Origin of the sequence: Lysinibacillus parviboronicapiens, assembly GCF_003049605.2 — a bacterium.
GTDB lineage: Bacteria > Bacillota > Bacilli > Bacillales_A > Planococcaceae > Lysinibacillus > Lysinibacillus parviboronicapiens.
In genome coordinates this window covers 1,439,320-1,464,956 of the sequence record NZ_CP073713.1, presented here as the reverse complement: position 1 = coordinate 1,464,956, position 25,637 = coordinate 1,439,320, and the positions used below count along the sequence as shown (strand labels likewise).

The following is a 25,637-nucleotide window of genomic DNA, read 5'->3' as shown; positions in this document are numbered from 1 at the left end:
ATCCCAACCTCTTTTCCCTTATTTTTTCATACACTTATATAACAGCAATTCCCATGCCAACCTCTAAAAAAAGAGGCAATTTTCTTTTTGAAAATGCCCCTTCTGTCACCCTAAATGTTTCAATAGATGATTTTATATTTTATTGCAAATCATTGTTGTTTTTTTCATGACCGTTGCAATACAACATGAGAAATCGTTGTTGTATTGCAACCTTTTATGCATAAATACAAATTTGATGTAAAAACGCATCGTTAATCTTTATAGGAAACATGACGAGTTAATTGAAATTTTTGTATTTTCCGTACTAATGTCGATTGATCGCAGCCGAGTGCTTTTGCTGCTTGTCGTATGCTTGGATGTTCAGACAATGCTTGCTTAATCATTTGCTTTTCAAACGCAGCTACTTGCTCCTTTAATGTGCCAGCAAACGGTGTAGTTGCAACATTCCCTTGACTATTTTGCTGTTGTGCTGTATTTTCTGTATCTCGCACAATAATGAGGTTACTATCTAACTCTTGTTGTACAGTGTTTGCCGTTATTTCCGGCTGGGTTGCTAATAAACAAATTCGTTCCACCATATTTTTGAGCTGCCGGACATTCCCTGGCCAATCATACCCCTCTAATATTTTCATAGCTGATGACTCAATCGTCCGATGGATACCATACTTTTCTCCAATTAAGGCTAAAAAATGATTGACCAGCGGAATTATATCTTTGCGACGTTGCCTTAAAGGAGGAATTTCAATCGGGATGATGTTTAAACGATAATATAAATCCTCACGGAAACCACCTTCCCTAACCATTTCCTGTAATTTTCGATTTGTCGCTGCAATTATGCGTACATCAATAGGAATAGGCTTTCCACTGCCAATACGCTGAACTTCAGATTCTTGTAGCACGCGCAATAATTTCGCCTGTAGCAGCAAAGGCATTTCACCAATTTCATCTAAAAAAACTGTGCCCCCTGATGCAATTTCAAATAATCCAGCTTTCCCTCCTTTGACTGCCCCTGTAAATGACCCTGCCTCATAGCCAAAAAGCTCCGATTCTAGTAATGTTTCAGGTATGGCACTACAGTTAATCGTTAATATTTGCTTATGGCTACGTCTACTATAAGCGTGAATGAGCTTTGTGATTTCTTCTTTACCAACACCCGATTCACCTCCGATTAACACGGTAGAATCTACTTCTGCAACCCTCATAACACGCTTTACAACTTGCATCATGGCGGGAGACACTGTAATTAAACTACTTTTTCTTGATTCTTTATTATGTAAGGCTTGTAGTTTATTTTTAAAAGTTTCATTTTGAACTTCTAATTTTTCTACTTCTTGTTCTAACAATTTTAGCTGTGTCATATCACGTGTAATTGCTACAACGTATTGCAACTCGCCGTCTTCATCAAAAATTGGCTTACCAGAAACTAAAAAGCATTTTCCGTTAATGAACGTTTGCAAAATGGTTACTTTTTCTTTTGATTCGATTACTTTCATCGATATGGAATCACTCATTAACCCTTCGTCTATTACGTCTTTTGCGTATCTTCCCATTAGATTCATGCCGACAATTTCAATATCAATATCATTTTGAAATAATATTTTGCCGTTGCAGTCACAAATCGTAATGCCATCTGAAATGGAATTTAATACTTTATGTGAAAGAGGATTCATAAAATCAATATCGCTAAATTGCTTCAATGACCTTACATTAAATAAGTTGCCATTCGATGTTTCTAATACATGAACAAAATGACCTTCTGCCTCAAATGTTACTTTTCCTTTACAATATTCTTTTAGTATTTTTTCAAGGAGCTCTATCTGGATATCACTTTTTACAATCACTTCATGGTTTTTCATAATAAAAAAATGTTCTGCATTATGAAGTTCTGTTATCGACATATAGACCACATCCTCCCAAACTTGAAGAGGCTAGGACAAAAGAGAAAAAGTGTTGATGTCCGCTACGGTGGACGCTTTCCGGGGGGCGTGGCCTGAGCCTGTAGTCTCAGGCGTCACACTAATCCCCCAGGAGTCGCCGCCTCGCTACCTCACTTCTGAATTTTATTTATGCCAAAAGGAAGAACGTCTAAATTTTTCTTCATTTTTAGATAGCAAAAATTTAATAACACCTTTGCTCCTCTTTCTTAAAATTAAAAGTTATGTCCCAGCCTCTTCATCTTCAAGATAATATTCTACTCTGAAATTAATTTTTCCTCTATTTGTTCCACTGGTCGTCTTGAAGAGACTTTCCGCATAATAAAGAACAGCACAATAGAACCAATCAACACTAATGTGCTTAAGTAGAACTGAGGGCGTAAAGATTCAATGATCATTTGGCATAAATAGACAACTGTTAAAATACCGATTGTGACATATGATAGATATGGAAATAACCACATTTTAATGGATAATCGCTCGCCTGAAACATTATCATAATAACGCCGAAATCGAATTTGCGAAATCGCTATGAAAATATACACAACAATCATTAATCCCCCAACGCAGTTACCTAAAAAATAGAAGATGACTTCAGGAGAAATGAAGTATAGCATCGCACAAATATACGCTACAACTGTACTACCGATAATAGCTGGTACAGGTGCGCCGCGACGATTTTTAATGTACGAAAAAATTTTCGGCGCATTGCCTTGGCGCGCCATTTCAAGTAACATACGTGAACTCGTATAAAGTGCTGAATTTAATACAGAGATTAATGAAATGAAAATAACCACTTGAATAATTTGAGCAGCAATTGGAAGCCCAGCTATTGTTAAAATATTTGCATAAGGCGCTGCCAACAATTTTGAATCATTCCATGGTAAAATCATAATCATAATTGCTACTGAACCCACGAAAAATAAACCTAAACGGAATACGACATTTCGAATGGCACGAACTATATTTTTCGCAGGATTATCAGACTCTGCCGCTGCGATAGCTGCAACCTCAGCACCACATATGGAGAAAATCACGAATACGATCGCCGTTAGAATCGGTACAATACCATTTGGTGCAAAGCCGCCGTAACCAGTTAAAATGCCAAGTCCCTTTGGCTCATAATTGGGCCATATGCCGAATATCATCGCTGTTCCAACAACTAAGAATACGATTATAGCCGTAACTTTAATGAATGATAACCAGTATTCAAACTCCCCAAATGATTTTACGGAATATATATTAATGATTGTCATTAATAATGTGACACCTACACTACCCACCCAAATCGGTATAACTGGAAACCAGTTATGCAACATGCCTCCAATTAACGCAGCTTCTAATCCTACAATAAATACCCAGCTTGCCCAATATAGCCAACCAACTGTAAAACCTGCCCATGGACCAATATACTTCCCTGCATATGAAGCAAATGAACCTAACTCTACCGAACCACCAGATTTCTTTCCTAATACTATTTCTCCAGCTGCCATTTCACCAACCATCTGCATGACTAAGACAATGAGTAAACATGCAATCGCGTAAGAGACAACTGCTGCAGGACCTGTGCTTAAAATATTTTTTCCAGTACCAACGAATAACCCTGTGCCAATTACCCCACCGATAGAAATCATCGTAATATGCCGCGTCCTTAGTGATTTTTGCAAAGTTCCCATTAAACCACCCCTTAGTGTTTTTATGTAGACATTTACTAGCACCTTCTCTCTAATCCAATGTCTTCTGTTTAATGAGCAATTTTGATGCCAAAATCTACTTATCACAAAAAATAAGCTAAATAAATTCATCAATTTCGCCTTGGCATAATTGCGTCCGGATTTTGAATTGTGCTCTTTGTAGGAAGTACACCTAAAACCGTCACTTCCTGTGACAACGGTTAACTGACCTGCATCGGTAAAAACGCCACGTCCTATGGCATTACCGAAATGACTGATATCGTGTCGGCCCTCGTGCAGGCCTCCTTTCAAAATCCGTAACATCCACCGTAGGCTGGCTTTAGGCCAACAGATGTTTTTTGTGCGAAAGTGTAGTGCTAACGTAGCGGCAGCAACATGATGTTGGTCACTCAGTCGTGTGTTGTTGTTGCTGTCGCTTCGCTTTCGCACAGATATAAAAACCGTGTTGCTGTCGCTTCGCTCTCGCACAGATAAATTGCCACAGGACGTGGCGTTCTTAGACTGAGTTCCTCTATTTCAGTAGGTGTTACTGAAAAGGAACCACATCAGCTTTCATCTCACCACCTTCAGAGGTGGCGTCTTCTGTATCTACCGCTACGCTATCGATACAAAAAACATTTGCTGAATGAAGATAAAAAATGAGGAAACGATTCTACATCTCTAGAGTGTTTGATGTAAAAATAGTAAATTAGGATAATTTGATGATACATTCTATGGTAAATCCAAATTTTTGATGTGAAATCGCATCATTGATATTTTATTTACATCATATTATCCATAAGCTCGATTAAATGAGCTCATAATATTCATTTCCTCTCTATACTTCGCCACTGTACGTCTGGAAATTTGTATACCTTCTGTACATAATATATTTGTAATTTGTTGATCAGCTAATGGGTTTTGTTTGTCTTCTCTCTCAATAAGTTGTTTTAGCCGTTTCTTAATATACATAATAGAATCCATTTTCCCGGAAGTATTCATGAGACCTTTTGTAAAAAAGGATTGTAATGCATAAATGCCATGAGGTACTTGTATATACTTCCCACGAATAGCTCGACTAATCGTCGACTCATGAACACCTAATACTCCTGCTACATCTTTTAAACGCATAGGCTTTATTGCTTCTAGACCGTCTATAAAAAAATCCTCCTGTAGTTGAACAAACCATCTTGCTAATTCGTAAAGTGTTTTATCTCGCTGTTCAATTCCTTGTAGTAACGCGAGTGCGTCTTTTATTGAATCCCGGTAGTAGGTTTTATAATTCAGATCATTTTTGAGTAAAGTTACGTAGCTTTCATCAATCGAAACGGAAGGTAAATAGTGCCGATTCAATTTGATAATCCATTCTTCCTCTATTTTCTTTACTTCTATATCTGGATTGACGTATGGAATCGTTTCCAATTTATCGCCTACAATTATCGGCTTTAATTTTTTTATATAGTGAACGGCTTTTTTCACTTCTTGCAGAGGTATATTGTATTTTTTGCTTAACTGTTTAAACGCCTGCGCTGCTACTAACTCTAGATCAGAACTTATAAATTGTGAAGCTATTATAGGGGCAAACTGGTCGTTGTCCAATTGAATGAGTAAGTATTCTTTATAACTTCGTGCGCCTACTCCAACTGGCTCAAAAGTTTGAAGTAAATCCAATATTGCTTCTACATGCGATAAGGTTGTTTTATATTTTTGAGCTACAATCTCTAACTCTACATCTAAAAATAAACGGTCATCTAAGGATTGAATTAAAAACTTTAAAATTCTCAAGTCAACAGACGATAGGTTTTTGTGCATAGGCACTTGTTCGAGCAAAAACTGCTCATAGCTTTCTTTTTCAGCAAGCTTCATCTCAATGATGTTAAATTGGTCATTTCTTGATACATCATATGGCAAAGAAAAGGTGTTAAAGGAACAGCTTGCTAACTGCATGATTTCCTCATATTGTCTTTTTGCTTCTGCGTCAGTTACAACTATCAGTGGATTTTCATTGGCTTTTTCATAAATGTATTGCTCTAGCTCATTAGCCGAATATTGCAGTATTTCTAAATGTTGCACAAGTTGTGCAGATAATACTTGTGTGACTTTTTGCGAAGTTTTGATAGTCATTTGCATACCACACACCCCCAAAACAGAATTTTCTACATCGTAACATGTTTATTCTGTTATTTTCCATTTTTTCATAAATTGAATATTTTTCACTGTTGTTTTTGAAAGGGATTTTATTTCAACTTCAGAATTCTACCCTTGCATAATAACAGTTACTGTTTCCCCTCCACTAAAAATCATATTCTTCGAAATAAATAAAATATAATTATAGAATTTTCTAATTATTCTAAAAAACAATTGACTTATTCTCATAATACCCCATAAAATACACATATAATGTAATAGTTATTATAATACGGTAAAAGGAGGAGTCGTAAAATGTTTCATTTACCAACTGTGCAATTTACAGAAGAGCAAGAACAATTTCGTTTAGAAGTTCGCGCGTTTTTACAGCAAAAACTAGCAAATGGCACCTTCACACCAAAGTGTGACTCATGGTTAAGCGGTGATGACCCTAAGTTTTCAAAATTAATCGGGAAAAAAGGATGGATTGGTATAACTTGGCCAAAAAAATATGGCGGTCAAGAACGCAGTACAATCGATCGCTACATTTTAACCGAGGAGTTTTTAGCTATCGGTGCACCTGTTGCAGCGCATTGGTTCGCCGATCGTCAAACTGGTCCCTTGCTTTTACGTTATGGGACTGAAGAACAACGTCAATTTTTCTTACCACAAATTGTGAATGGGGAATGCTACTTTGGGATTGGTTTAAGCGAACCAAATAGTGGCTCTGACTTAGCATCTGTAAGTACACGCGCTGAAAAAGTAGAAGGTGGTTGGATTGTAAATGGCCAAAAAATTTGGACGAGTAACGCTCATCTTTGTCATTATATGGTCACTTTAGTGCGAACGAGTCCATTTGATGGAAAAAATAAACATGCGGGAATGAGCCAACTTATTGTCGATTTACAGGCAGATGGTATAACCGTTGTACCGATTAAGTTTTTGACAGGGGAACATCATTACAATGAAGTGTTCTTTGAAAATGTCTTTGTACCTGACAATATGGTTGTAGGGGCAATCGGTAATGGCTGGGCTCAGGGATTAGCAGAGCTCGCTTTTGAGCGCAGTGGCCCTGAACGTATTTTAAGCACTTTCCCACTCCTTGATGAACTTATTCAAGAACTGAAATGTCAAAACAATAGAGAAGGATTAAAACAAGCATCTAAAGTTGTGGCACGTCTATGGAGCTTGCGTAACCTTTCAATAGGTGTGGCACAGCTATTAGAATCCGGTGAAGGTGATGACGTGTCGATCCCTGCTGCCCTTGTAAAAGCTCTTGGGACGAAGTTCGAACAAAGTATTCCTGAAATTACACGCTTATTAGTGCAAACCTATCCAACACTTGACGCCCAACGTAAAATTGATCGCTTAATGGCGGAATCGATTTTACATGCGCCAGGCTTTACAATTCGCGGAGGAACTTCAGAAGTACTATATGGTGTGGTGGCGAAAGGGGTTGTAGCACAATGAGTGACATGAAAGACATGATTGTAGATGTTGTAGAACGCATGTTAAAAGAAAATGTAGATAAAGATTTGGTCGATACCGTAGAACAAGGTAGATGGGCACCTGAAGTATGGAATATGTTTAAAGAAAACGAGATAACAGCGGTTGCCATTACGGAAGACAATGGCGGTGCAGGGGGCGATTTAGAGGATCTACTAAATATCGTTCGATTAACAGGGAAATATGCTGCTCCGATTCCATTTACTGAAACAACTTTAGCAAATTATTTATTGGAATTGACAAACTTACAGGTGAAAGATGATTTGGCGACGTATATGCTCTCTGCTGATCAAGCCTACACGCTAGTGAACGGAAAACTAACAGGTGAAGCCAGTCAGATTCCTTGGGCGCGTCATTCAAAATACTTGGTGACACTTGCGGAAAGCGTAGAAGGTATTCATCTAGTAGAAGTAGAATTAAAGCAAGCTGAAATTACACCAGGAACAAATTTAGCAAGTGAACCGCGTGATACAGTGAAATTTAATAACCTAGATATTTCACAAGTATCTGTTGTGTTATCCCCTGATCATATTGGTACTATGAAAACACTTGAAACAGCCTTTCAATTAGCACGGATGACGGGTGCTATCGACAAAATTAACGACTTAACGGTTCAATATACGAAAGAGCGTGAGCAATTTGGACGCCCAATTCACCGCTTCCAGCTCGTTCAGCAGCATATCGTACAATTAGCAGGTGAAACCGTTGTCGCTTTAGCGGCATTTAATAATGTAACAGATGCCCTTCTTGCGCATTGTCAAAATAATGAGACGGCTTATGCACGCATTCGTTTTGAAGAAATCATTCAAACCGTAGCGACCACTTCCCATCAAGTGCACGCTGCCATTGGTACGACACATGAACATAGCCTGCACCAATATACGCGTAGACTTTGGTCATGGCGTGATGAAGGAACTAACATCTCGTATTGGACTGATTTTGTTGCTACACAACTGCTGGAAAATAGTGGTAATAGCCTATGGGCGTACTTAACTGAAACAAAAATACCCACGACTATAGAAGGAGTGATTTTTAATGGCTGATTTACTATTTGAAGTGAACAATCATATTGCAACGATTACGTTAAATCGACCTGAAGCATATAACGCCTTCAGCGAAGAAATGATTACGGAGTGGATTAAAGCACTTGAAACGGTCCGTGATTCGGATGATATTCGTGTCGTAATCGTGAAAGGCAACGGAAAATCATTTTGTGCAGGAGGCGATATTAAAGCGATGCAAGCAGGGGCAGGATTTTTCCAAAGTGAAGAAGACCTCTCTTCTACAGGTTTAGCACGCAAAAATTCGCTTTGGAAAAAGATTCAACGGATTCCCCTTCTGCTTGAAGAAATTGATAAGCCCGTCATTGCACAAGTTCATGGCTTCGCAATGGGTGCAGGCCTGGATATGGCTTTAATGTGTGATATTCGTATTACCGCGAAATCAACAAAGATTTCAGAAAGCTATATAAACGTAGCAATTGTACCAGGCGACGGTGGCGCTTATTATTTACCGAAACTAATAGGCCTCGACCAAGCATTGGACATGTTCTGGACAGCTCGCATATTAACCGCTGATGAAGCAAAAGACAAAGGAGTTGTCACATTTGTTGTGGAAGACCATGAGCTCGAGGAATACACATTAAATTATGCTAAAGAATTAGCGAGTCGCCCAACCACTACCTTACAATTCATTAAACGCGCAGTATATCAAAGTCAAAAGATGGATTTGCGTACTTCTCTTGACTACATTTCATCACAAATGGCCATTGTAACAGAGCTCGATGACTTTAAAGAAGGTGTAAGTGCAGTCGTAGAAAAACGCAAGCCTATTTATAATTGAACTTATTCAGTGAGGGGCGACGCACAAATCGTGCTAGTGCAGACATTTATGACAGGACGTAACGTTCTTAGTGTCCTCCATCCCCCACTGATTAATAGTTAAGGCACGAATGATGTGGTGAAATTTAAATGTGTTCTTTTATCTGATACTCACGAATGCTTAATCTCTCACATAAAACTTCCTGCTTACTCTTTGTTTTGAAATAGGAGTCTTAGTGCCCGTTAGTACGGGATCAATGATGGTTATAGGAGGAAAAATGATGCAACCTCTTGAAAATATTCGAGTGTTAGATCTGTCACGTGTCTATGCTGCTCCTGCAGGCTCGATGATGCTGGCAGATTTAGGAGCAGAAGTAATTCGCGTAGAACATCCCAACGGCTCAGATAGCATGCGTGACTGGGGCCCATTTTTGAATGATCAAAGCACGTATTATTTATGTGCCAATCGTAATAAAAAATCGATTACATTGGATTTAAAAACAAATGAAGGCAGGAAGAAATTTAAAGAGCTTGTCAAAGATGCAGATATCATACTCGAAAATTTTAAAACGGGAGATATGACTCGAATGGGGCTAAGCTATGAGGAGCTTAAAAAAGTGAATCCGAGGATAATACATTGTGCGGTAACTGGCTTCGGCCAAACAGGCCCCCTCGCTTACGAACCAGGCTTTGATCCGGTTATTCAAGCAATGAGCGGGTTAATGCATGTGACAGGTTCAACTGAAGGTGAAGCAACAAGAGTTGGTGTCCCTATTGCGGATATTTTAACTTCTCAGTATGTTGTCATTGGTATTTTAGCTGCTCTGCGGATGCGAGATCAAACGAATGAAGGACAATTTATTGATTTAGCTTTATTAGATGTGCAAATGAGTAGCTTAGCAAATGTGGCAAGTGCTTTTTTAAATACAGGCTTTGCTTCGGAGCGTCTAGGTAACCGTCATAATAATGTAGCGCCCTATCAAGTATTTAACTGTGCGGATGGTCCTCTCATGATTTGTGTTGGCACAGATGGACAGTTTCAAAAATTTTGCCTTATGATGGAACACGAGGAATGGGCAAAAGATGCACGCTTTATGACAAATACGATGCGGAAGCAAAATGAAGCTGAACTTGTTAAAATGATTACTAACATGACCATGACCAAAACACGCGATGAATGGATTGTATTATTACATCAATACAAAATTCCAGGTGGCCGTGTAAATACGGTTGCTGAAGCATTAGAACAACCGCAATTTATGGCACGCGACATGATTGGTGAAATAGAGCACGAACAATACGGTAAAATGAAGTTCGTCAAAAACCCGTTAAAGTTCTCAAGTTTAAACATTCAGTATAAATTAGCGCCTCCGACACTTGGAGAACATACAAATGAATTCCAAAAGTCCTCTCTACCAAAATAAAATTACGCTATAATAAAAGTAATTTTTATATAAGTAGGTGATGAAATGAATCAGGAGACATTCGAAAAAAACTATACAATGTCGTCGCTCCATAAAGCGATTAAAGTGTTAAAAGCTTTTACGAAAGAAGAGCCAAATCTTTCTTTAACAGAGTTAAGTAAAAAGACTGGAATAAGTATTTCCAGTTTGCAACGTTTTGTTTCTACCTTTGTGTACGAGGGATTTCTTCATAAAGACGAGCGTACGAAACGCTACCAATTAGGTCACTCACTGCTGTACTTAGGAAACTTAGTTAAACAGGAATCTAGTCTAATTATTGTTGCAGAACCCATTTTAAAAAAGTTAAACGAAGACATGGGTGAAAGTGTTTCCATGAATATTATCGATGGATTGGAAAGACGCTGTATTTTAAACTATGATTCAACATATCCGCTATCAACGAAAATGTATGTTGGAGATACCTCGCCTCTTTATGCTGGTGCATCATCTAAAACATTGCTCGCATTTATGCCAAATGTTGAAGAATATGTAGAACATATGTCTCTTGAACCCATCACGGATAGGACAATTCTTTCAAAAGACCTGCTGTTGGAGGAATTACAGCAAATCCGATCTCAGCGTTTTGCAAAAAGTAGTAGCGAGCGTGTGCGCGGAGCATGCTCTGTGTCAGCACCGATTTTAAATGCTTCACATCAAATCATCGCTTCGGTGACGCTTGTCATTCCAGAAGTACGATACAGTGATTATGATGAATATCAATTAATTGAAACCATTCAACACGTCGCAGTGGAAATTGAAAAGCAACTGTATTAAAAACGAGGCTGGGACAAAACTTTAAATTTTAAGAAAGAAGCAAAGGTATTATTAAATTTTCGCTATCTAAAATGAAGGAACATTTAGAAGAGAGCACTAGTTGATGGTAGCGAAGGCGGCGACTCCTGGGGGGATTAGCGTGACGCCTGAGACTACAGGCTCAGGCCACGCCTCAGGAACGTCCGCCGTAGTGGACATCAACGTTCACAGCAAAAAAGTGTTAGATTGACTGATGTCGATCTAACACTTTTTCTCTTTTGTTCCAGCCTCTTTATGCTTTAATAATATTGTCAAATTCGTGCCAATGATGCAAACGCGGCAATCGCACATGTTCATTGTAGGATTGATTTTTTAGAATCACTTTCGTCTCTATGTCATGCAGTGTTTCAAGCACAGCAGGTTTATCATCAACATAAACATCTAAAGCTAGGTTTTTTATAATAGCTACTTTCTCTGCATCTTGCATACCGCAGAAAAAGTGCCCCTCTTTAATTGGGAAACCTAGTGCGCTCATCCACTCTTGTGTTTGCGCACAATAGTGTTTTGGACGTGAAGTAATATAATAAATGTCATGTCCCTGCTGATTCAAGCCTTGCAGTGTTTCAAGTGCTTGCTCAAAAATTGGGCAATCCGTAAAATAAATTTCTTCTAAAGAACTATTCCACATCGCTGAACCTTGTGAATCCGTTAACCCAAAAGGCTCATGTATTTCAACTCTTTGCAATGCTTGAAAGGTTTCAATAGGTATGTTTTTCTCTAGTTTTTTATTATAAAGCGAGAAAGCATGTGCGCGTAAATCAATTAGTGTATCATCTATATCAAAACCAAATTTCATCTATCTTCTTCCTTTCAAGAGGCCCAGTCTTCAAAATTGGATGCAAAGCTTTGTTCTTTTTCAATTTGCTGTGCCACCACTTTTTCAATGGCCTGCTCTCGTATCTGTTGAAACTCTTGTACGTTAAATTGGGCAATCGTTGCCTTCGCTAGCATCGACGCAAGACAATCTGCATCCTTTAAGGCACTGTTTAGTCCAAATGCTCCTGTAGGTGTCATCGTGTGGACGGCATCTCCTAATAATACAAGTCCGTCTGTTCCCCAGCAGTCACAATGACTACTAAAGACATCAAGCAATACAAAATCTTGCCACGACTGAATATGGTGAGTCACTGTTTCAGCTAATTCAGGAAATGTATCTGTAAGCTGTTTAATAAACGGTGTAAACGCTTGTTTTCTGAGCTGTGGAAAACTACCTTGCTCAATATTCCAGCCAATTTGAATAAAGCCTCCTGCCTGCGTGAACAGTGATAATTGTTTATCCTCGACTAATGCCATTTTAATGGAGGGCTCCCACCCTTGTGGTGCCGGAATTTTTGCCCATAGTAAATCAAAGCCATGTTTGTGCTTCTGCGTGTCAATGTGTGCTTGCTTACGAATTGTAGAGTAACGTCCATCCGCTCCAATGATAAGCTGACTGACGATTTCAATTGTTTCTCCCTCTCGTGTTGCAACAACACCGACATAACGCCCCGATCGATCTGTAATGAGTTTTGTCACTTTTGTATTTAATAAGCAAGTGAAGTGTGAAAATTGTTGTGTTTCCTGCAATATCCCTTTTAGTAAATGTGCTTGTGGTACATGTATACCTAAATGACCAATTGCTGTATCTGGAAGAATCGTTTTAAATGCTCTACCTTTTGCATAATACTCTAACTTTTTCATCCGTAATATGCCAAGCGCTTCGACGGCTTGCAAAAGATGATGACTTGTTAACACGGCCTCGCCCTCTTCGTTTAAATGCTCCCCACGAAATGCCTGCCCAAGCGCTGCGTTTTGTTCCAGTAGTATGACAGAAAGACCCTTTTTCGCTAATAAATGCGAAAGTAGTGCACCACTTGGTCCAGCCCCAACGATACAAACATCCGCTTGATAGTTCACTTTTTCTCACCTTTCTTCGGGTAAGCAATAATGCGTAAATCTTGACCTACTTTGTCAAATGAATCAAATTCAACATCCCACGCTTCCTCCAGAGAGGTCGGGCTATGACCAGCAATTGGTGTAAGTGAAAGACGACCACCTAAAACCTTTGGCGCAACATAAATGACATATTTATTGATAGCACCATTTTGTAAAAATGAGGCATTCACAGCGCTACCACCCTCGACTAAAATGTCTGTAATGCCTAGCTGATAGAGCTTTTCAAGCATTTCATCAATAACAAGACCTTCCCGTTCACGACTTACAGGTAAAACGGTTACACCTTTCTTTTCTAGTGCTGTGATTTTCTCCTGCTCCACGCCTTTACTACATACAATTATCGTTTTAGCTTGTTCTATATTTAATACATGGGCATGTGGTGGTATTCGAAGCAAACTATCCATAATAATCCGCACTGGATTTTTGCCGTATCCTTGTTTTAGTCTCGTTGTTAAGGAAGGATTATCTGCTATAACTGTGCCAACACCCACTAAGATTCCATCTACTTCATGACGAATATGGTGGACATCTTCCCTTGCAACCTCACCTGTCACCCATTTGGAATGCCCTGTATGTGCAGCAATTTTCCCGTCCAAGGTCATCGCATATTTAGCAAGTACAAATGGGCGTTTTGTCAGCATATTATGAATAAAACGTTCGTTTAAACGACGAGATTGTTCTTCTAGGACGCCAACCTCTACTACTATACCTGCATCCCGTAGCAATTGTATGCCACGACCTGCTACAGATGGATTAGGATCTTGCATCGCCACCACAACCCGACTCACTCCTGAGTCTTTCACTAAATTCGCACACGGTGGTGTTTTACCGTAGTGTGAGCATGGCTCAAGCGTTACATAGACTGTTGCTCCTTGTGCGTGTTCGCCGGCCATGCGGAAAGCATGCACTTCCGCATGTGGCTCGCCCGCTTTTCGATGTAAACCAGTTCCCACAATGACGCCGTCTTTCACAATGACAGCCCCTACAAGTGGGTTCGGATTTGTATTTCCTCTCGCACTCGCTGCTAAATCAAGTGCTAATTGCATATATTTTTCATCTGCCGTCATCTTCGCAACCTCCACTTACTTTGTTTCACGCATATGGCCTGATTTTTCTACTTTTGTCTTTAAATAAAAGCTATTCGTCTCTGTTAAACCACCCCATAAAGGGACATGTCCTTCAGCAGCTAAACCACGCTCCTGTAATGCTGCCAGCTTTTTCGGATTATTGGTAATAAGCGTTACAGGCTTTGTACGAAGTGTAGCTAACACAGAAATGGCATCCTCATAAGAGCGAGTGTCATCAGCAAAGCCAAGTGCATGGTTTGCTTCAACTGTATCTAATCCTTCTTCTTGTAATAGATAAGCAAGTGATTTTGAGAATAGACCGATACCACGCCCTTCATGATCTGCTAAATAGAAAATCGCACCGCAGCCATGCTCTACAATCATTTTCATCGATTCATGTAATTGATAGCCACAATCACAACGCTGACTACCAAAAATATCACCTGTATGGCAGATGCTGTGCATGCGGATTAAAGCATTCTCTGCATTCGTAAAATCACCAAAGACAAGCACTGATGATTGCTGCAAAAATGCTAAATTAGCCGTTACTAGACCATCAATTACTTCTTCTTTCGAGAGATTTGCTTCAATTTTCAACCAGTTATACCATTGAAATGTTGCTGAAAAGTCGCCTTGCTTGATTGGTAATTTCACCGGACCAATTAGACAAATATTTTCTGTTTCAGATTGCTTTATGATTGTCATTTTGTCCTTCACTATATCCATAACTTTAGTAGTAATTGTCATATTTTTCTCCAACTTTCTATTCTAAACAGCTAGCCAATTTTGCTAACTGAGCGCTTGTATTTACACGTCACTTACATAACGTAACTAAGTTTATAATAATAACTACAAACTGTCAAATAACTGCTTCTATTCTAAGAAAAAATTTTCTATGAACCGAAAACTGTTTGAAGACGTTTCAATCATATACTAATAGCTTATGGAGGTGCTATTTTTTCTGTGCAGGCTAGTCTATAATAAGCGAGGTAAGTTGTTATGACGAAAGGAAGTTTAGAATGAACTTAGAAAAAAATGTCCAGGTGAAGCAACCAAAGTACCAGCAAATCGCGGTGGATCTTGCCTCAAAAATTGTGGAAAAAAAATATCAAATAGGCGATAAAATATATGCAAGATCTTCGCTTGCCAGCCAGTATAATGTATCTGCTGAAACCGCTAGAAGAGCGATTGCAGTGTTACAAGATTTAGAAATCGTCGAAGCATCCAAAGGAAGTGGTGTCTTCATTAAATCATATGAAAAGGCAGCACGATTTGTCCGGCAATTCCATGATGTCCAATCCGTTCATGAGCTTCAAAATGAGCTTATAACGAGTATTCATAAGCAACAAAATGAACTGTTGAATTTACAGGAAAAAACAAAGCAGCTTATAAGTCGAACTGAACATTTCCGCTCCGTCAATCCATTTATTCCTTATCAAATTGAAATGACAGCAGAAAGTCCATGCATTCACCAAACACTGCAAGAATTAAATTTTTGGCAAAATACCTCTGGCACAATTGTTGGTATACGACGCGGGAACGAATTATTACTATCACCTGGACCCTATCTTTCATTCGAAGATGGAGACATTATTTATTTTATCGGTAATGACGAAAGTTTAGCTCGCGTGCAGAGCTTTTTATATCCAAATGAAAATCCGCTTAAGCGCTGATATAACAGCGTTTAAGCGGGTTTTTTCTTATTTGTCGATTTGACAAAAGTAACAACCTTTTGTTAACGTTAAGTTGTTACTTGTTCATTTTTGGATATCATTATCCTCAAATAGTATAAATTAAAACTTCCTTTAGGAAGGATTTTTCTCTTATCTCACGATGTATAGGCAAAAGCGGCAGAATGAAGGTCACGTATACATGTGGTGTCGTTTTATCATACTTATTAGCAGAAGATAACCGCCTACCTTCTTTACTTCAAAAGGCGAGCGTCTTACTGCTTGTTAATGTGAGATAAATTTATGAAAGGAATGGTTCGATGGAAAAAATAAAAGTAGAACATGTTTCCAAGGTCTTTGGAAAACATATTCCACAAGCATTAGAACTCGTCAAGCAACAGAAAAGTAAAACCGATATTTTAAAAGAAACAGGTGCAACCGTGGGTGTTTATGATGCTAGCTTCACCGTAAATGAAGGTGAAATTTTCGTCATCATGGGTTTATCTGGCAGTGGGAAATCAACACTCATTCGACTACTCAATCGTCTTATTGAACCGACAAACGGAAATATTTTTATCGATGGAGAAAACATTTCCAAGATGGGCAAAGACGCTTTACGAACCGTTCGGCGTAATAAAATGAGCATGGTATTCCAAAACTTCGGTTTATTTCCTCACCGTACACTACTACAAAATACCGAATACGGTCTTGAAATTAGAGGCATCTCAAAAGAAGAACGTAAAACAAAAGCGGAACAGGCTCTTGCGAATGCAGGCTTACTCGCCTATAAAGACCAGTATCCAAATCAATTATCTGGGGGAATGCAACAACGTGTTGGTTTAGCCCGCGCACTTGCAAATGATCCTGAAATATTATTAATGGATGAGGCATTCTCGGCACTTGACCCTCTTATTCGAAAAGAAATGCAAGATGAGTTACTCGATCTTCAACAATCATTGAAAAAAACAATCTTGTTTATCACCCATGACTTGAATGAGGCACTTCGGATTGGTGACCGCATCGCCATTATGAAGGACGGCTCCATTATTCAAATTGGTACGGGTGAAGAAATTCTAACGAATCCAGCAAATGACTATGTTCGAACATTCGTAGAAGATGTCGATCGCTCGAAAGTACTAACAGCTGAAAACGCTATGGTTCGACCTGTATATGTCAATGTCGACCTTGACGGACCTACAGTAGCACTTAAAAGAATGCGTGAAGAGACTGTAAGTATACTAATGGCTGTAGATAAAAATCGGAAGTTAAAGGGTTACATTACCGCTGACGATGCACTAGCCGCTGCTAAAAGACATGAGCAAACCGTACATTCTATTGTACAATCAGAAATTTTAACAGTTCCCCCTGACATGCTTTTACAGGATATATTAGGAATGATTTATAATTCCCCTACTCCAATTGCAGTAGTTAAAGATGAACGTTTACTCGGTGTTCTCATCCGAGGCGTAGTCATTGAAGCACTTTCTTCGTTCAATGAGGAGGCCGAAGTACATGAATAATTTTTTAGACAATTTACCAACATTACCACTTGCCCCTTGGGTAGAATCAGCTATGGACTGGTTGACGAGTAATTTTTCTGTATTCTTTAGTGCGATTCAAAAAACCGGAAAACTACTCATGAGTCAGGTCACTGATTTATTAATTGGCATTCCTGCCATTATTCTAATATTACTTGTTGTCATTTTTGCGTTTTTCGTAACTGGCAAAAAGTACGGGCTTGCTGCGTTTTCTTTAATAGGTCTGTTATTTATTTATAATCAAGGCTTATGGACACATCTTATGGAAACAACTACACTCGTGCTGTTTTCAAGTGTCATTTCGATTGTAATCGGGATTCCATTAGGTATCCTCATGTCCAAATCGAGTGTGGCGGAAAGCATTATTAAACCGATACTCGATTTCATGCAAACCATGCCTGGTTTCGTTTATTTAATCCCTGCTGTTGCGTTTTTCGGTATAGGTATCGTGCCTGGTGTATTTGCATCTGTTATTTTTGCCTTACCACCAACGGTACGTATGACGAATTTAGGCATTCGCCAAGTACCGAAAGAATTAGCCGAAGCAGCTGATTCCTATGGTAGTACGTCTAGTCAAAAACTATTTAAAGTAGAAATTCCCCTTGCCAAATCAACTATTATGGCAGGTATTAACCAAACTGTCATGCTATCACTTTCGATGGTCGTTATCGCCTCAATGATTGGTGCACCTGGCCTCGGCCGTGAAGTATTAACAGCATTGCAACGTACACAGGTTGGGAATGGTTTCGTTGCAGGTTTAGGACTCGTGATTTTCGCGATTATTATCGATCGCTTAACTCAAAGCTTTAATAAAAAGAAAGAACTGTAAGACGTGCATTCACACCCACCCATACCAATGAGCTTATGAATCCAAGGCGCAGATAGTGCAACAAGCATCTTTCGCCTGAGAGAATAGAATTGCCGTTTGAGTGTGTGGGTTGACTGCAAAATCATGAAAGAAGAAAGGAAGATTCGATGAAACTGAAAACTTTATCTAAATTAGGAATGGCATTAGGGCTTGGCCTCATGCTTGCTGCCTGCAGTGGGGATGATTCTAGTAAGAGTGGAGATTCAAAAGAAGTAAATTTAGCTTATGTTGAATGGGATACAGAAATCGCTTCGACACATGTCGTAGGTCAGGTTCTGGAGGACTTAGGCTATGATGTTACGTTAACACCACTGGATAACGCGATTATGTGGGAAGCTGTTTCAAAAGGAGAAGCGGATGGTATGGTGGCTGCTTGGCTACCACATACACATGGTTCTCAATATGAAAAATATAAAGACAATCTAGATGAGCTTGGCGAAAACCTTGCAGGTGCTAAAATCGGACTAGTAGTACCGAGCTATATGAATGTCAACTCCATTGAAGATTTAAAAAATGAAGCAGACCACACGATTACAGGTATTGAACCAGGTGCTGGTATTACAGCTGCAACTGAAAAAGCATTAGAAGAGTATGATAATCTAGCAGATTGGAACCTATTAACTTCTTCTTCTGGTGCGATGACAACGGCTCTTTCTAAAGCGATTGATAATAAAGAAGAAATTATCGTGACAGGTTGGTCTCCACACTGGAAATTCGCTTCATATGACTTGAAATATCTAGAGGATCCAAAAGGCGTCTTTGGCGGAGAAGAAACGATTAACACATTCGTACGTAAAGGTTTAAAAGAAGATCAACCTGATGTCTATAAAGTATTGGATAACTTCCACTGGACATCAGAGGATTTAGAAAGTATTATGCTAGAAATTATGGATGGTAAAGATCCAAAAGAAGCTGCTAAAGACTGGGTTACAAACAACGCAGACAAAGTTGCTGAATGGACGAAGGATATTGAAAAATAAACAGTAAAAACAGCACTGCCGTTATGAGCTAACGGCAGTGCTATTTTAATGCGATTGTGCACTATTTAAGATATCAATTTTAAAGAAATTGCGGCACCTAAAACTAAAACAATACAGACAATCCGACGCCAATCTTTCGATTCATTGAAAAACAACATGCCCAACAGTGCGCCACCAGCTGCCCCAATTCCCGTCCAAATTGCGTAGGCTGTACCCATCTGTAACGTTTCCATCGCATAAGCGAGTCCAGCAAAGCTAAGCGTGAACGCAACAATAAGGAGCGTTAAATTTTTCATGCTCTTGCTGTCATTATATTTACTAATCATATAAACACCCATCATTTCACAAAGCCCTGCGACAACTAATGCAAGCCACGCCATTATGCCTTCACCTCTTTATCTTGTGGTTCTCCCGTTAAAAGCTTTAAGCCTACGACTCCTGCTAGTAAAACGACGATACATAAGATTTTTGCCAACTTCCACGGTTCCCCAAATAGCAAGCTATCTGCACACACCGTCCCTGCGGTTCCTAAACCCACGAACACCGCATATACCGTGCCAACTGGTAAAGTTTCGCCCGCCTTAATTAATAAATAAAAGCTAATAAATATAGCAATAGCTGTACCAATCCATTCCCACACACTTCCTGCATGCTTTAGGCCAATTACCCAACCGACCTCAAAAACAGCTGCTACAATAACACTAAACCATTGTTTATTCATTTCGTATCTCTCCATTCATTTGTAATCATAGTTAACATTGCACAATAAATATTCGCGCCAGAGCGTGATGGCCTTTACCTGAGCGTTTGTCCCTTGCACAAGAGCGATACTCACTTGGACCCGAGCGATAAGCCCCTCTACCTGATCAGAACTCACCTGCACCTGAGCGATAAACCACTCTATCCGAGCGGAACTCACCTGGACCTGAGCGATAACGTCCTCTACCCGAGCGATTAACCCCTCTACCTGAGCGAACCCCCTACTATCCTATCCAATCTATAAATAACCAGACCACGAAATATTCATCTCTAGCGTTGGCAACATAGCCACATTTTAGCCAAACAAAAAAAGCCTGCGGAAACACTGTTAAAAACAGTATCTCCCAGGCTTTTATCCTTCCGTGTCACAAAAATAATTTTGTGGTTTTCTCTCGGACCAGGCTAGCTTATGCTACGGAACCCTAGAAAACTTTCATATCTGATTGTCAGTTTAGTATAGCAAATAACTTAGAAATTTTCCACTGGAACGTAGCCAACTTTGTCGACTAATGTCTGTCCTTCTTCAGATACAATCCAATCGACAAATCTTGTGACATTCGGATTGTCAGTTCCCGCTGTCACCGCATAAAATTCGGACGTTAGTGGGTATGTACCATTGCGAATATTTTCCTTTGTGGGTGCAACACCATCGATAGACAGCAATTTTATTTCCTTACTCCCCACCATCTCGGTCGAATAATATCTGAATGTGTAGCCAATAGCGTTTTTATAATTGCGATATTTTGAAACTTCATGTATGATGCCCCCCATTCCTGTCGCCACATCCTCCGCAGGGGCCTCCATAATAGGCATATCCTCCATAATCTTTTCGAGTGACGTTTGACTTCCACTATTTGCTGGACGCTGAAACGCACGAATAGTATCATCAGCCCCTCCAACCTCACGCCAATTCGTAATTTCACCGGCATACATTTGTTTTACTTGTGCAAGCGTTAGATTATCGACACTATTTTTATGATGGACAAAAAAGACAAATGCCTCGCGTCCAATAGGCGTCAGATTCAATGTCTGCCCTCTCATGTCTGCTCTTTTTTGCTGTGACGCTGACGGAGCTGCTGCAAAAATTAAGTCAACATCTTCATAAATTAAATTATGGTAGGCCACGGGTGTACGGTTTACCATTACTTCACTTTCATCGGACAGATAACTTTTTTTCGGATATGTTGCTTCCACAAAAGCAGCATACAGTGGATACATTGCCGTAGCCCCATCTATACGAGGCAGAGGCTCCTGTAATTGTAATGAGGCCTTGGACTTCACAACCTTATTTTGTGCTGCAAAGGGTTCATAGGCAAAGACATCGATTTCGGCATCGACCGTTGGTATATTCATTTTATAATGATATTGGATGGGAGCAATCGAAGCACTGACAAGCGCTACCCCCATTATTCCAGCAAACCATGCCTTGCGCTGCTTTGTCGTAAACCATTCAAATATCAGACAAGTAAACAGTAAAAACAGGCTAATTGGAACAACAAGGAGAAGGCCCTTATAATGCATCAAACCATTTAATAATGTGATTAAAGCGACAATTCCCGTGAAAAACAGTAAACAAATAAACACAAATAAAGTTTGTATAATTTTCATTTACTTTCCTCCTTTATACAATAGTGTAAATTTACACTACTCTATTTAAGATAAATGATTTCAGGTAAAAAGGCAACTGCATTTTCTGAAAATTATGTTAAAATAAAATTTAGTACTGATAGGAGGTATGTACATATGGCAATTGAAAAAGTACGCGAACATTTTGCTCAGTGGCATTTACAACACAAAATACAAGAGCTTAGCGAGAGCTCAGCAACGGTTGAATTGGCCGCACAAGCGCTTGGCTGTGAGCCTGAGCGGATTGCAAAAACGTTATCGTTTCTTGTCAATGACGGTGCAATTCTAATCGTTGCCGCAGGTGATGCTAAAATTGACAACGCGAAATACAAATCCCTCTTTGGCACAAAAGCGAAAATGGTGGCAAAAGAAGAGGTCCTTGAACGCATAGGACATGATATCGGTGGCGTTTGTCCATTCGGCATTAATGAGGGAGTTGCAGTTTACTTAGATGAATCGCTCAAACGTTTTACGACCGTATTTCCTGCTTGTGGTAGCAGTAACTCCGCTATCGAGTTGACTATTGCTGAATTAGAAACATATACACCCTATAAGGAATGGATCGACGTCTGTAAAGGCTGGAACGATTAATGAAAAAGAACAACAAGCGGCATCAAGCTTGTTGTTCTTTTTACTCGCTTTCCCGTGAAAAACCAACTGGCTCATTCGTCTCGTAGCTTTTTCATCAGCAGATAATAGCGCTAAAAATTATGTATTGCTAGTGGTGAGGCGTAGTTAATAGACGCTAAAAATGGCAATGTGCTTGGCTAAATAATTTAATCAGTGATGACCATTCCAAAAGCCAGAAATATAAAGAAGACTCCTACTAAGAACAGATATAAAATTTACTCAGAATGAAAAAGAGTATAATCGGATACTATTCGAAAGAGACGTAAAGAAAAAACTTATTGCAATGTTTGTGAGTGACATGAGCGTTGATAAGAAAAGAAATGTAAGAAGGCCCGAATCTGTTGCAATCACTGAAATTGAATTCTTATAAATACTAATGTGCTTATCGTCCTAACAAGATAAGAGTAAGTAAAAATATTCCCCCCCTGTAAAATATGGTGAGTCATTTGCTATGAGCATATTTTGATGAATAAACCATTTTCCATCTGCCCTCTCATTGATAGCAATTAATCATCACATCAATCCTATATGTAAATGTTAAACATTCTTTAATAAGAATTTACTTTTATTTACTTAATATACAAATAAAAAAAGCCAAAGTTCAAAATTAATTTCGTTTTTATTACAAAAGGCAGTTGAAAGTTCGATTCAACCGAACTTTCAACTGCAACTCATATTTTGGATTTTATCAGTGCCTCTTAAAAATTCTAGGGCTGTTTATTTTTGCGTTGTACAACCCTTATTCTTTGTTTTGCTCCTCTAAAAAATAGTGATTATTGCCAGTGATTAGTAGGAGATTCAGTAGCAGGGCTAACAGGAGGCGTAAGTCCTGAAAGCACAGGCGTTACTACACTACCCGCACCTAGGCGAATTTGTTGAACTTGTAGTACTTTTACAGTAAGCTCCAGTACAATTTTTTCACGCAATTTGCTAAAAGTTCCTTCAGGTCTTGCCATAGTTGGTGAAAAGTCAAGTTCAAAGAAGTTTGCAGCTACTAATTCGCCAAAAGGTTGTTCATTGTATTTTACGAGGTTTTGGAAGAAAGCCTTATCCAATCGAGCATCCAATTGGGTATGATCATTAAGGAAGTTCACTTCGGCAAACTCGGAAATCCCTAGGATTGGCGTAGGGCCTCCAGCTTCTTGTGGGAAAGTAAGGTCTGCAAAACCAGAAAACGGAACATCGGCAATTCTATCTTGAAGTGCCCCATTACATGCTGATGAAGCATATTCGATATTTTTACGAATATGGCCCGCTACGAATAATTTAGCTCTTGTTACCCTAAAAAAGTCAGTGCCCGCAATACGTGTAAATCTAACCGGTACCAGTTTCACTTGATTTAGGAATACATTTTTTTTCACTCTTTTGATTTCAGTTGCTGCAGGACTAAGCGTAATATCCGACTCCACAACAATTTGAAGTGTTGGTTCCGAAAGTACAACCGGTATTTTTATAATGGGCGTCGAAAGCGGTGTAGTGACTACTGGCGTATTCGCACTCGATAATGGTGTTTGTTCAGTTGATGTAACTGGACAAGGAAGACAAGGTTGGATCTGATTATCTAATTGATCACTCAAAAAATTCCCTCATTTCATTTTTAGTATTAGAGAGCTCTCTATATTGTTAGAATATGTAGCAACCAAATCGGTGCATGGACGTTTTACTAATGCTTTTACTCATTTTAATAAAAGGGATTTTTGAGATGAGAGATAAATTTCAATTAGCCTCTAGTCCCTTGGCTATCATAACTGACTCGAATTTGCTGTACTTGTAGTATATGAATGATTAATTCTAAAACTATGTTTTGGTACAATTGATTTGCATCATTTAATGACTCATTTTGTGCAGGTACTGCATTCCGAGTATAAGATGAAGTATACTCAATATTCTGATGTATATATCCTTCAATAAATAAATTAGCCTTTGATGCTGTACACGTCCCATTTCCTAATGCTTGAGAAAACTGATGAGGTACGAATCTACAATCTGTTAGTATTACCTCATTCGAGATTTCTTTAAATGCCACAATTCCTTTTTCAAATAAAATATTTTCTTCTAGACCTATTTCAATTTTGTATTCCCCTACTACAACTGGAACTCTGATATGCATAAAATCATCGGAAGAGTATGCGTGATTATTGGTTTCACCTTTTTTAATTGATGGTGCGCTATGTAAGGGAACTACAACTGATTTAGAAGGATTATTCTTCTGACTATTTTTATCATTAGTATCCGTTTGCATTAAACATATAATTTCATTAATTTTTGAGCGAACCAAACGACAATTAGGCTGTTCAGGATAATCCGTTGTAGTATTAAATAGTTTGGTTTCAAATTGAGGCGTAAGGTGATTGTTTAGGTCAAGAAATTCAAATGTATTTCGAACCATCTCACCACAGATCGGAGCATGAAGAAAATCATCAATTGTCACGTGAGTAGAAAATGGGGTTTTTTGAGTTATGGAACATACTGTCCCAGAAGATGCATGACCACTATCTGTAGAACTGTTTTGCGCCATCTCTTCTATATCAATAGGACGCCTCACTTTATTCCCCACATCGGATTCAGAAGGACTAACAATTTTACAATCAGAGTTTAATTGGGCTGCAAAATCCTGTTCTTCCCCAGTATTTGTTTCATCTGTCTCTTCCGGATCAAGGTGATGAACGATTTCTTCCTCATCATTATTTACTGAAGGTATGAGTAGTTCACGATTGGAATCTAAATGGGCTGCAAAGCAGGTTTTATCTTTTTTTTCGGAATCAGTAGAATTTAGTTGAGATGCGTGATCTATGTTATTTGAAAGTTTAATTTGATTCATCCACTCGGTGTAATCGATTTGCTTGGAACTTACTTCCTTCATCTTTTTATAGTTAATCCATGGAGTTTTCATTCATTCACTCCCAAATGATGTTTAGTCAAATTAAGTGCAACATTTGCTCCGAAAAAACTCCTGCACTTTTTTCCGGCCAAGACATTTTCTTAGTCGATTTATCTTTTAATGTTAGGCTTTATGAGTTCTTCTGGGGAGACATAATCAAAATTCATTTTCAACTTGAAAAACTCACTAAGTAACCTGTTTTCAGTCTTATTACTACCACGCCACGTTGCCATCAGAAAATGAATCTGTAAAAAGTGATGTCATTTCTTTTTCTAACGGCTGATCACAGCTACACTCTTTCTCTTCTATATTTGCTCGAAGATACGATTGATGGCTCATAAGGATTT

The 25,637-nt window shown here is 38.9% G+C and carries 22 protein-coding genes and 1 riboswitch; of the genes, 10 read left to right on the top strand and 12 right to left on the bottom strand.

Going from position 1 to position 25,637, the window contains the following annotated elements:
- Positions 1–251: 251 nt before the first annotated feature.
- The 3 genes from C9J31_RS06870 to rpoN form a co-directional block, all read right to left on the bottom strand.
- Positions 252–1,898, bottom strand: a complete 1,647-nt coding sequence (locus C9J31_RS06870; RefSeq protein WP_107949663.1) for a sigma-54 interaction domain-containing protein — start codon at positions 1,896–1,898, stop codon at positions 252–254.
- 293 nt (positions 1,899–2,191) lie between these two features.
- Positions 2,192–3,610: an amino acid permease gene (locus C9J31_RS06865; protein WP_107949665.1), complete on the bottom strand. Its 1,419-nt coding sequence runs from the start codon at positions 3,608–3,610 to the stop codon at positions 2,192–2,194.
- 789 nt (positions 3,611–4,399) lie between these two features.
- On the bottom strand, positions 4,400–5,737 hold the full coding sequence (gene rpoN, locus C9J31_RS06860) for an RNA polymerase factor sigma-54 (RefSeq protein ID WP_107925689.1): 1,338 nt from the start codon (positions 5,735–5,737) through the stop codon (positions 4,400–4,402).
- Between the two features lie 312 nt (positions 5,738–6,049).
- Between rpoN and C9J31_RS06855 the strand changes: the two genes are divergently transcribed.
- The 5 genes from C9J31_RS06855 (at position 6,050) to C9J31_RS06835 (ending at position 11,297) form a co-directional block, all read left to right on the top strand.
- Positions 6,050–7,204 carry an acyl-CoA dehydrogenase family protein gene (locus C9J31_RS06855; protein WP_107949667.1) on the top strand — a complete coding sequence of 385 codons (1,155 nt, stop codon included), beginning with the start codon at positions 6,050–6,052 and terminating at the stop codon, positions 7,202–7,204.
- The gene (locus C9J31_RS06850) at positions 7,201–8,283 is read left to right on the top strand and encodes an acyl-CoA dehydrogenase family protein (RefSeq protein ID WP_107949669.1); all 1,083 of its coding nucleotides are present in this window, start codon (positions 7,201–7,203) and stop codon (positions 8,281–8,283) included. The genes C9J31_RS06855 and C9J31_RS06850 overlap by 4 nt, the downstream gene beginning before the upstream one ends.
- Positions 8,276–9,082 carry an enoyl-CoA hydratase/isomerase family protein gene (locus C9J31_RS06845; protein WP_107949670.1) on the top strand — a complete coding sequence of 269 codons (807 nt, stop codon included), beginning with the start codon at positions 8,276–8,278 and terminating at the stop codon, positions 9,080–9,082. The genes C9J31_RS06850 and C9J31_RS06845 overlap by 8 nt, the downstream gene beginning before the upstream one ends.
- A gap of 256 nt (positions 9,083–9,338) precedes the next feature.
- A complete protein-coding gene (locus C9J31_RS06840) occupies positions 9,339–10,484 on the top strand; it encodes a CaiB/BaiF CoA transferase family protein (RefSeq protein ID WP_244854882.1) in 1,146 nt (381 codons plus the stop codon).
- Between the two features lie 45 nt (positions 10,485–10,529).
- Entirely contained in the window at positions 10,530–11,297 is a 768-nt protein-coding gene (locus C9J31_RS06835) for an IclR family transcriptional regulator (protein WP_107949674.1), read from the top strand.
- Between the two features lie 271 nt (positions 11,298–11,568).
- Here the strand turns inward: C9J31_RS06835 and C9J31_RS06830 are convergent, their stop codons facing one another.
- Genes C9J31_RS06830 through C9J31_RS06815 form a run of 4 tightly spaced genes read right to left on the bottom strand, consistent with a single transcriptional unit; the run spans position 11,569 to position 15,085 of the window.
- Positions 11,569–12,132, bottom strand: coding sequence for a 5' nucleotidase, NT5C type (locus tag C9J31_RS06830; protein WP_107949676.1), 564 nt, complete (start codon positions 12,130–12,132; stop codon positions 11,569–11,571).
- Between the two features lie 14 nt (positions 12,133–12,146).
- A complete protein-coding gene (locus C9J31_RS06825; RefSeq protein WP_107949678.1) occupies positions 12,147–13,232 on the bottom strand; it encodes an FAD-dependent monooxygenase in 1,086 nt (361 codons plus the stop codon).
- Positions 13,229–14,338, bottom strand: coding sequence for a bifunctional diaminohydroxyphosphoribosylaminopyrimidine deaminase/5-amino-6-(5-phosphoribosylamino)uracil reductase RibD (ribD, locus tag C9J31_RS06820; protein WP_107949679.1), 1,110 nt, complete (start codon positions 14,336–14,338; stop codon positions 13,229–13,231). The genes C9J31_RS06825 and ribD overlap by 4 nt, the downstream gene beginning before the upstream one ends.
- A 15-nt stretch (positions 14,339–14,353) precedes the next feature.
- On the bottom strand, positions 14,354–15,085 hold the full coding sequence (locus C9J31_RS06815; RefSeq protein ID WP_054768541.1) for a GTP cyclohydrolase II: 732 nt from the start codon (positions 15,083–15,085) through the stop codon (positions 14,354–14,356).
- 272 nt (positions 15,086–15,357) lie between these two features.
- Here C9J31_RS06815 and C9J31_RS06810 point away from each other — a divergent pair, with 272 nt between their 5' ends.
- The 4 genes from C9J31_RS06810 to C9J31_RS06795 all read left to right on the top strand — a co-directional run bounded on the left by C9J31_RS06810 (position 15,358) and on the right by C9J31_RS06795 (position 19,394).
- On the top strand, positions 15,358–16,011 hold the full coding sequence (locus C9J31_RS06810; protein ID WP_107949681.1) for a TrkA C-terminal domain-containing protein: 654 nt from the start codon (positions 15,358–15,360) through the stop codon (positions 16,009–16,011).
- 317 nt (positions 16,012–16,328) lie between these two features.
- A complete protein-coding gene (locus tag C9J31_RS06805; RefSeq protein ID WP_054768540.1) occupies positions 16,329–17,528 on the top strand; it encodes a quaternary amine ABC transporter ATP-binding protein in 1,200 nt (399 codons plus the stop codon).
- Positions 17,521–18,375, top strand: coding sequence for an ABC transporter permease (locus tag C9J31_RS06800; protein WP_107925700.1), 855 nt, complete (start codon positions 17,521–17,523; stop codon positions 18,373–18,375). Before C9J31_RS06805 ends, C9J31_RS06800 begins: the two co-directional genes overlap by 8 nt.
- Before the next feature lie 146 nt (positions 18,376–18,521).
- On the top strand, positions 18,522–19,394 hold the full coding sequence (locus C9J31_RS06795) for a glycine betaine ABC transporter substrate-binding protein (protein WP_107949683.1): 873 nt from the start codon (positions 18,522–18,524) through the stop codon (positions 19,392–19,394).
- Between the two features lie 65 nt (positions 19,395–19,459).
- On the opposite strand, the gene C9J31_RS06790 is transcribed toward C9J31_RS06795, so the two are convergent.
- The 3 genes from C9J31_RS06790 to C9J31_RS06780 all read right to left on the bottom strand — a co-directional run bounded on the left by C9J31_RS06790 (position 19,460) and on the right by C9J31_RS06780 (position 21,761).
- A complete protein-coding gene (locus C9J31_RS06790; RefSeq protein WP_054768539.1) occupies positions 19,460–19,774 on the bottom strand; it encodes a DMT family transporter in 315 nt (104 codons plus the stop codon).
- Positions 19,774–20,115 carry a DMT family transporter gene (locus C9J31_RS06785; RefSeq protein ID WP_054768538.1) on the bottom strand — a complete coding sequence of 114 codons (342 nt, stop codon included), beginning with the start codon at positions 20,113–20,115 and terminating at the stop codon, positions 19,774–19,776. Before C9J31_RS06785 ends, C9J31_RS06790 begins: the two co-directional genes overlap by 1 nt.
- Before the next feature lie 377 nt (positions 20,116–20,492).
- Positions 20,493–20,590, bottom strand: a riboswitch (guanidine-I (ykkC/yxkD leader).
- A gap of 31 nt (positions 20,591–20,621) precedes the next feature.
- Positions 20,622–21,761 carry a PstS family phosphate ABC transporter substrate-binding protein gene (locus tag C9J31_RS06780; RefSeq protein WP_107949685.1) on the bottom strand — a complete coding sequence of 380 codons (1,140 nt, stop codon included), beginning with the start codon at positions 21,759–21,761 and terminating at the stop codon, positions 20,622–20,624.
- A 135-nt stretch (positions 21,762–21,896) separates the two neighbouring features.
- Here C9J31_RS06780 and C9J31_RS06775 point away from each other — a divergent pair, with 135 nt between their 5' ends.
- A complete protein-coding gene (locus C9J31_RS06775; protein WP_107949687.1) occupies positions 21,897–22,370 on the top strand; it encodes a YbaK/EbsC family protein in 474 nt (157 codons plus the stop codon).
- Between the two features lie 812 nt (positions 22,371–23,182).
- Here C9J31_RS06775 and C9J31_RS06770 read toward each other — a convergent pair.
- Together C9J31_RS06770 and C9J31_RS06765 are read right to left on the bottom strand one after the other, a co-directional pair.
- On the bottom strand, positions 23,183–23,986 hold the full coding sequence (locus C9J31_RS06770) for a CsxC family protein (protein ID WP_107949689.1): 804 nt from the start codon (positions 23,984–23,986) through the stop codon (positions 23,183–23,185).
- 143 nt (positions 23,987–24,129) lie between these two features.
- A complete protein-coding gene (locus tag C9J31_RS06765; protein WP_107949691.1) occupies positions 24,130–25,302 on the bottom strand; it encodes a BC_2427 family protein in 1,173 nt (390 codons plus the stop codon).
- Positions 25,303–25,637: the final 335 nt, after the last annotated feature.